Origin of the sequence: Pseudomonas sp. R62 (assembly GCF_000257605.1) — a bacterium.
Lineage (GTDB): Bacteria > Pseudomonadota > Gammaproteobacteria > Pseudomonadales > Pseudomonadaceae > Aquipseudomonas > Aquipseudomonas atacamensis.
In genome coordinates, this window is the sequence record NZ_JH635999.1 from 567,099 (window position 1) to 568,134 (window position 1,036).

A 1,036-nucleotide genomic window follows, 5' to 3' on the forward strand; every position below is an offset into this window, starting at 1 on the left:
TTCCGACGTCGCCGGTGGATCAAGATCAAGATCAAGAGCAGGCGAGCTGACACTCGGCCTATAGGTGAACGTGGGACTGTAGGAGCTGCCGAAGGCTGCGATCTTTTGCTTTTGCTTTTGCTCTTGCTCTTGCTCTTGCTCTTGCTCTTGCTCTTGTAGGAGTGAGCCTGCTCGCGATAGCTATCTCAAAAACACCGATGAATTACAGCCTAACCCCAATCCCTGTGGGAGCTGGCTTGCCAGCGATGGCGTCAGCAAGGTCGCCACTAATCAAACCGCTCGGAACTCTCCCTTCGCCAATAGGCTCTACCCAGAAACCCGCCATTTTCGGACTCACCCATGAGCGACGACGTGCAACTCCCAGACCTCAACACCTGGCAACGCCTGTTCGACGATCAGACTCTTTGGCAGCAATCGCCCGACGCTCACTATTTCGATCTGCAGCGCATCGCCGATGACCTGCTCGGCCAAGGCGCGATTGATCTTGAGCAATGGCAGTTGTTGCGCGCCAAAGCCGATGATCTGCACAAGCAGTCACCCGAGGTCAACGTCGCCCGCGAACTCGACGATCCCGAAGCCTGAGGACTTCTGCCATGAATAAGACCATCAACCAGAACGACAATCCCGACGAACCGCGCCCGGCCGGCGAAACCGAACGCGATAACGATGCGCTGCGCCCGACCGATCCCAAGCAGCGGCAGGACAGCGGCAAGGGCACGCCGAGTGGCGAATCCACCGCGCAAGAGACCGCCAAGCCACACACCCGAGGGCCACAAACCCAGGTCAAGCCCTGAACAGCGTCTATGCTCACTGGCACGCCCGTCGCTGAAGTCGTTCTGGTGGCGGGTGTCGCCATTTCATCACAGGGAAAGTAATGCATATGAAGCTCGACGCTCTGGCCAAGGCCATCACTCTCGCAACGCTGCTTTCTGTCACGAGTTTCGGCGCTCTGGCTGCCGACATTCCGTTATCCGCCGTCGTTGAGGCCGATTCCGTTACCACCAAAGTGCTCGCCGTCGACCCGGCCAATCACCAG

The 1,036-nt window shown here is 58.4% G+C and carries 2 protein-coding genes; both read left to right on the plus strand.

Annotated elements, in window-relative coordinates:
- Positions 1-339 precede the first annotated feature (339 nt).
- Positions 340-582 carry a hypothetical protein gene (locus OQK_RS20960; RefSeq protein ID WP_016774112.1) on the plus strand — a complete coding sequence of 81 codons (243 nt, stop codon included), beginning with the start codon at positions 340-342 and terminating at the stop codon, positions 580-582.
- 11 nt (positions 583-593) lie between these two features.
- Entirely contained in the window at positions 594-794 is a 201-nt protein-coding gene (locus OQK_RS20965) for a hypothetical protein (protein WP_016774113.1), read from the plus strand.
- Positions 795-1,036 lie beyond the last annotated feature (242 nt).